Source organism: Arthrobacter sp. CC3 (genome assembly GCF_039907775.1).
GTDB lineage: Bacteria > Actinomycetota > Actinomycetes > Actinomycetales > Micrococcaceae > Arthrobacter.
Window position 1 is genome coordinate 43,222 of record NZ_JARCCY010000035.1, and the last position, 6,224, is coordinate 49,445.

General features: G+C 64.3%; 5 protein-coding genes. 4 read left to right on the forward strand and 1 reads right to left on the reverse strand.

Annotated elements, in window-relative coordinates; translation table 11 throughout:
* Window positions 1-61: 61 nt before the first annotated feature.
* Window positions 62-1,456, reverse strand: a complete 1,395-nt coding sequence (locus tag PV761_RS18275) for an MFS transporter (protein ID WP_347898943.1) — start codon at window positions 1,454-1,456, stop codon at window positions 62-64.
* Between the two features lie 257 nt (window positions 1,457-1,713).
* Between PV761_RS18275 and PV761_RS18280 the strand changes: the two genes are divergently transcribed.
* The 4 genes from PV761_RS18280 to PV761_RS18295 all read left to right on the forward strand — a co-directional run bounded on the left by PV761_RS18280 (window position 1,714) and on the right by PV761_RS18295 (window position 6,188).
* On the forward strand, window positions 1,714-2,382 hold the full coding sequence (locus PV761_RS18280) for a response regulator transcription factor (protein WP_028271128.1): 669 nt from the start codon (window positions 1,714-1,716) through the stop codon (window positions 2,380-2,382).
* Window positions 2,379-3,830, forward strand: a complete 1,452-nt coding sequence (locus PV761_RS18285; protein WP_347898944.1) for a HAMP domain-containing sensor histidine kinase — start codon at window positions 2,379-2,381, stop codon at window positions 3,828-3,830. The genes PV761_RS18280 and PV761_RS18285 overlap by 4 nt, the downstream gene beginning before the upstream one ends.
* Window positions 3,827-4,852 (forward strand): TAXI family TRAP transporter solute-binding subunit, encoded by a 1,026-nt coding sequence (locus PV761_RS18290; RefSeq protein ID WP_347898946.1) that lies wholly within the window; start codon window positions 3,827-3,829, stop codon window positions 4,850-4,852. The genes PV761_RS18285 and PV761_RS18290 overlap by 4 nt, the downstream gene beginning before the upstream one ends.
* Before the next feature lie 256 nt (window positions 4,853-5,108).
* Window positions 5,109-6,188 carry a hypothetical protein gene (locus PV761_RS18295; protein ID WP_347898948.1) on the forward strand — a complete coding sequence of 360 codons (1,080 nt, stop codon included), beginning with the start codon at window positions 5,109-5,111 and terminating at the stop codon, window positions 6,186-6,188.
* Window positions 6,189-6,224 lie beyond the last annotated feature (36 nt).

A 6,224-nucleotide genomic window follows, 5' to 3' on the forward strand; every position in this document is an offset into this window, starting at 1 on the left:
ACCGGAAGGTCACCGCCGGGCCGGCCAGCCGCCGTCGTACTCTTACCGGACTGAACCGGGATCAGACGTTCAGGAGGTCCTTGTCCTTGTCGTCGTCCTTGCGGGTCTGCGACCAGGCGTGGCCCTGTTCGTGATCAAGATGCGTGGATTTCTTATTCTTCAGCGCGAAGATGTAGACCACCAGCGAGATGGCAATGGCCACCGTGACGTAGGTGAAGAACAGGTCCACCCGCTCGGCCTTCTGGAACGCGGCGCCGATCAGCGGGACGGTGCCGCCGAAGAGCGAGTTGGCGATCGCGTAGCCCAGCCCGACGCCGAGTGCCCGGATGGACGCGGGGAACAGCTCGGCCTTCACCAGGGCGTTGATGGAGGTATAGCCGCCAACGATGAGCAGGCCGCCCATCATGAGCAGGAACGCCGTGAACGGGTCCTTGGTGTTGGAGAGCGTGGACAGCAGCGGCCAGGTGAAGAGGACGCCGGTGATGCCGAACCACAGCAGCAGCGGCTTGCGGCCCACCTTGTCCGAGATCAGGCCGTAGACGGGCTGGAGCAGCATGAAGATGAAGAGGGCCCAGAAGTTGATCACCGAGGTGTCGGTCTTGGCGATGCCGGACGTATCGTTCATGAACTTCAGGATGAAGTTGGTGTACGTGTAGAACGCCACGGTGCCGCCGAGTGTGACGCCGATGCAGATCAGCAGCGGCTTCCAGTACTGCGTGAACAGCAGCTTCATGGTGCCAGGCTGTGCTTCGCCGGCCGTGACCGGTGCCTTGGCGGCCCGGACCTGCTCGGCCGATACGGTTTCTTCCATCGAGCGCCGCAGCCACAGGACCACGAGCGCAGCCACGCCGCCGATCGCGAACGGAATGCGCCAGCCCCACTCGGTCAGGTCGCCCTTGGGCATGACGTTCTGCAGGATGACCAGGACCAGAAGGGCCAGCATCTGGCCGCCGATCAGGGTGACGTACTGGAAGCTCGAGAAGAAGCCGCGGCGCTTGGACGTGGCGGCCTCGGACATGTAGGTGGCGCTGGTGCCGTATTCGCCGCCCACGGAGAACCCCTGGATCAGGCGGATGAGGATCAGCAGCACCAGGGCCCAGACGCCGACCTGCTGCGTTGTGGGCAGGAGCGCGATGGCGAAGGAGCCCGCGGACATCAGAGTGACGCTGAGCGTCAGCGCGGCCTTGCGGCCCTTGCGGTCCGCGTAGCGGCCGAAGAACCAGGCGCCGATGGGGCGCATCAGGAACGACGTCGAGAAGACGGCCATCGCTTCCAGGCCGGCCTGCAGCTCGTCCTTGGAGTTGAAGAAGTGGGACTGGAAGTAGGCGGCAAAAACTGTGTAGACGTAGAGGTCGTACCACTCCACCAGGTTGCCGGCAGAGCCTTTGAGGATGTTGCTCACGGCGCGGTGGGTCTGGGCTGACTCACTCTGGATTTCGGCTTGCTGGGTGCTCATCGCTGAACCTCGCTTGACTGTGCTCCCGGGAACCGTTCCGGGCATATTCCTGTGCTGTCCATGGCAACATTGCTCATGGTTCCTCCTCGACATTGACGGTCCTCCGAAAGCCGAGGACCCATCCACGCTATGGGTGATCCACCCCACTACCTACGTGAAAGGGGAATTCCTAACACTTCCTTAGGTTTCGCCGGGACAAGGGATAATCTCCACAGCGGGCAGATCGAAGATGCCCCGTCAACGAACAGGACCAGGCAATGGATGTGCTCATCGTCGAGGACGACGACGCCATGGCGTCCGCCCTCGACGCAGCAGTGGTTTCCGCCGGACACACGGCGTCCCGGGTTGCCCGCGGGGCTGACGCCCTCCTGGAGCACCGCCGGTTCGAGGTCATCCTGCTGGACCTGGGGCTTCCGGACATGGACGGCCTCGACGTGCTGCGGAAGCTCCGCCAGGTCACCCCGGTCCCGATCCTGATCCTCACCGCCCGCGACGACGAGCGAAGCGTGGTCCTTGGCCTGCGGTCCGGAGCCGATGACTACCTCGTCAAACCGGTGAAACTGGTTGAGCTGCTGGCCCGCATCGAGGCTGTGACGCGGCGTTCGGGCCGTGCAAAGGACAGCCGTCAGCAGAGCATAGTGCTGGGGGAACTCGAGGTGGACCTCGAACGGCGGGTGGCCGCCGTCGGCCCCAAGGTCCTGCCCCTGACGGCCACCGAGTTCGACCTCCTCGCCCTTCTGGCCAAGCACGCGGGGTCGGTGGTCACCCGGGAACAGATCCTGGACGCGCTCTGGGGAGACGCCTTCGTGGCCTCGTCGCGGTCCCTTGACGTGCATCTGACCGGCCTCCGGGCCAAGCTCCAACTTCCCGGTTTCATCATCAACGTGCGCGGCGTGGGCTACCGGGTCGAGGCGGATCCGGCGTGAAGCTGCGTGTCCTCGGAATCCTGAGTGTGCTGTCCGTCCTCATCGTCGTCTTCGCCTCCACCGCCATCCTGACCTCCGCCAGCAGGGAGCTCACCCAGGAACTCCAGATCAACAGGGCGGCCGCCCTCAACAGGCTGGCGCAGGTGGCGTTCGACGCCGCGACCGACGGGGAATCCACGCAGCTGCAGGCGGAGATGGACAGATACTCGGAACTCTACGGTGAGGGGGTGCTGATCGGCCTCCAGCAGGGCACCCTGCGCTCTGGCGGCCTGAGCGAGGACAGGGCGGACGTCCGCGATGCAGTTGCCCGGGCAAAGCTGAACCTGAATGACACCACCCTCAGCCCGCTCCAGCCATTCGGCACCGGTTCCGAGGTGATTTCACGTTCCTTCGGCAGCGCCAGCCAGGTCCTTGGCGAAGCGGTCCTGGAGGTCAACCTGGACGCGGCCCGGCAGAAACTGCGGGAACGGTGGCTCCTCGTCGGACTGGCTGCGGCCGTGCTGACTGCGGTGCTCCTCCTCGGTGCCGCCCGAGTGACAGGCTGGGTGCTGCGTCCCGTGCACCGCCTGAATGCCGCCGTGACGGAGCTTGAGGCGACAGGCCGGACGGGCCAGCTACCGGAGGACGGACCGCCGGAACTGAGGGAACTGGGCCGTTCCTTCACCCGGATGGCCCGGACAGTCAGCGCCAGCATCGACTCCCAGCGCCAGCTCATTGCCGACACGTCGCATCAGTTGCGGAATCCCGTGGGCGCCCTGCGGCTGAGGATCGACCTGCTGCAGCTCGAATTGCAGACAGCCCGGGAACACAAAGCGGCGGCGGGCGTCCTTGCGGAGCTGGAACGGGTGGAAGAAATCCTGGACGGCGTCTTGAGGCTCGCGACCGCCGAGCACCGGGCCTTCGAAGACTCCGCCGGAGGGCCCCTGGGGACCCCTTCCCGCGGCCGCCCCGCCGTCATCGATCCATACCCGGTCCTGCAGGAGGAAACCGAACGGGCGGGACCCGCCGCGAGGCGCAGCGGCTCGACGATCCTGCTGGCGGACCCGCCGGACCCGGCGGTGCACATTGCCTGCAATGCCGCCGAACTCGCCCAGATGGTGGGGGAACTGATCAACAACGCCATCAAATACGCACCCCGCGCCCGGATCTCCGTGGCAGTCCGTGAACGTCCGGACACGGTCACCGTGGAAATCTCCGACGACGGCCCCGGGCTTTCCGCTGCGGAACGGGCTGCTGCCACCAGCCGGTTCTGGCGCTCCCCGCAGGCCCGGGAGATCCGCGGCAACGGCCTGGGCATGACCATCGTCGACAAACTGGCGGGAGCCAACGGCGGCCGCCTGCTGCTGACGGAAGCCTCGCCGCACGGCCTGATGGCGGGCCTCGAGTTTCCGCGTGCTTTCCATGGCCACGGGCCGGATCATGACGACGGGCCGGAGGCCCTTTCATGACCGGCATGGCTGACCTGACAGCAGCCCTTCCGCCGAGGAGGGCCGCCCTCAAAGCCGGGCTGGCCGCCGGGCTGGCCGGGCTGCTCATCCCGGCCCTCAACGCCTGCACCGCTGAGGACAGGCCCGGCACCGTGACGGTTGCCGGAGGCGAACCGGGCGGCTTCTATCTTGAATTCGCAACGCTGCTGGCGGAGTCCCTCCAGCGCCATGGCGTAGCCGGCCACGCTACAGCACTGACAACCGGCGGCAGCCTGGACAACCTGGAGCAGCTTCTCACCGGGCAGGCCACGCTGGCTGTCGCACTGGCGGATGCCGCGGCTCAAACCAGTAAAAGGAACAGCTCATCAAAGGTTGGCATCACGGCCCTCGGACGAGTGTACGAAAACTACGTCCACTGCGTGGTGCGGAAGGCCAGCGGCATCCGCGATCTCACGGAACTGGCCGGCAGGACCGTGGCTGTCGGTGAGCCTGGTTCCGGGACATCGCTGACCACTCCGCGCCTGATTGAGGCTGCCGGGCTGGCGTCTGTGGCTGTGGGCGCCTCCCCCGCCGCCCGCGTCGAAAAAACGGTCACCGTGATGAACCTCGGACTCAACGCGGGGCTTGCGGCCCTGCAGAACGGGTCAGTGGATGCGTTGTTCTGGTCCGGCGGTGTGCCCACAGCCGCCATTGCCGCCACCAACAGCCAGGTCGGGCTCGGATTCCTGGACCTCTCCCCGCTGCTCCCGAAGCTCCGCACCAAGTACGGCGCGTTCTACGACAGGGTGCTGATCCCGGAAGGCGCCTATGAGGGCATCCCGGCTGTCTGGGCGGTGGGTGTGGCCAACCTTCTCCTGTGCCGCAGTGACCTGGATGAGCGCACCGTGAAGAGGACGGTCGAACTGCTGGTGGGCCATGCCGAGGAACTGATCCCTCGCTCCAGCCTGGGAGTCCAGTTCCTGAGCCCCGAATCGCTGATCAACACCGCCGGACTGCCCTTGCACCCGGCAGCCGCCGCCGCTTACCGGAAACTGCACGGCTAGGCAACGCTCTCTCACTTAATGCAACAAATGCTGCAACCCTCTCTCACTTTCCTCAGCGGCTTGGCGTCACATGCAACAGGCTTTTGGGCTGACCGGGCAGAGCGATCTGCGGATTTCCGGGCTTCCAAGGAGGAAGCCGGCCAGAAACCTGCCCTGCGTGACGCCTCAAGTCCAAGCCACGTGGCAGCCGTCAATTGTCACCCAGAACGGCCCGCGCCCAGACTGATATGTCCGAGGTACTTTCTACGCTCGAGTTATGAACACATCCGAAACATTGACTTCAATAAATGACCTGCACGACTCGGGACGACGCGAGCGCAAGAGCATTGCATTCGAAGTGGGGATAGTATTCGTCGGCGGCCTGACCCTGTACGCGATGCTCGTCTTGTTGCTTGTCGGCCCTAGGTGGATGATTACCGCGCCAGGGTTCCCCGCCCTCGCGCCAATATTCCTTGATGCTTTGTCATTCCTCGCCGTCGACCCTTCCGGCATGGCGCATTTTCTGGCTGTCGCCGGTGTCATTCTTGCAATAGGTCGCTTTGACAGGCACTCGCCAGACGAACTGGGAATGGAAGCCGCCGCCAAGCTCTCGACGCGCTTGGATTTCTTGAGTTTGATCCAGTTTGTCCTGACGCTGTTCGCGGCAACAGCGCCTTATCGTGCCATCACTTGGACGTTTCTCCATGTAGGCGCTCCTGGATGGAGCCAGCAGGCAGCCGCGAGCGCGGGAGCCTGCGTCATCCTGTGGCTCCTCCTGCTCCTTGCCGGACCCATGGGGACGGTTTATGGACTTCAAAGCATTCAAAGGCAGTTGCACCTCAACGAGGTCATCCATCGAGCGGGGCGTCTTGAACAGACCTGGGGGCAACGGTGGGGTTACGCGCTCCGGTCGCCGGCCACCAGCCGCTTACTCCCATTGCGCGTCGCAGCGAATTGGTTCTCAGTCATCACACTCGCCGCACTCTTTGCTATTTTGCTGACGCTGATAGTGAATCCAGGTTATGAGTTCTGGGCCGATTCCAAATACATCGGCTTCGCAATTGTATTGGGCCTCTACCTCTCCGTTCTAGGGTTCGTTGGGCTGGTCGTTGGCACTGGATTTGCCCTATGTTCCCTGAAGGCCCAGCACCACGGTCGCCCAGCAGCATCGAATGCTCATAAATGGCTAGCCACGACAGTTCCCTATTTGTTTGCCGTTGGCACTGCCACCGTACTGGGGACTCCCTACCCTCCCGTTTTGGGCGCGGTGCTGCTGGTAACCGGCGTCCAACACGCTTGCGTGCTCGGCCTTCTAACCCGGGGTTTTCATGGCGGGCCGGTGGGTAGGCGTGTTTAATCAGGGAAAGGGTGCTCTGAACTGGGAAAATAGTGG

What these genes read in the sequence shown, in the direction of transcription:
- PV761_RS18275 (WP_347898943.1), bottom strand. Translation starts at nt 1,456, where the DNA reads ATGAGCACCCAGCAAGCCGAAATCCAGAGTGAGTCAGCCCAGACCCAC.
- PV761_RS18280 (WP_028271128.1), top strand. Translation starts at nt 1,714, where the DNA reads ATGGATGTGCTCATCGTCGAGGACGACGACGCCATGGCGTCCGCCCTC.
- PV761_RS18290 (WP_347898946.1), top strand. Translation starts at nt 3,827, where the DNA reads ATGACCGGCATGGCTGACCTGACAGCAGCCCTTCCGCCGAGGAGGGCC.
- PV761_RS18295 (WP_347898948.1), top strand. Translation starts at nt 5,109, where the DNA reads ATGAACACATCCGAAACATTGACTTCAATAAATGACCTGCACGACTCG.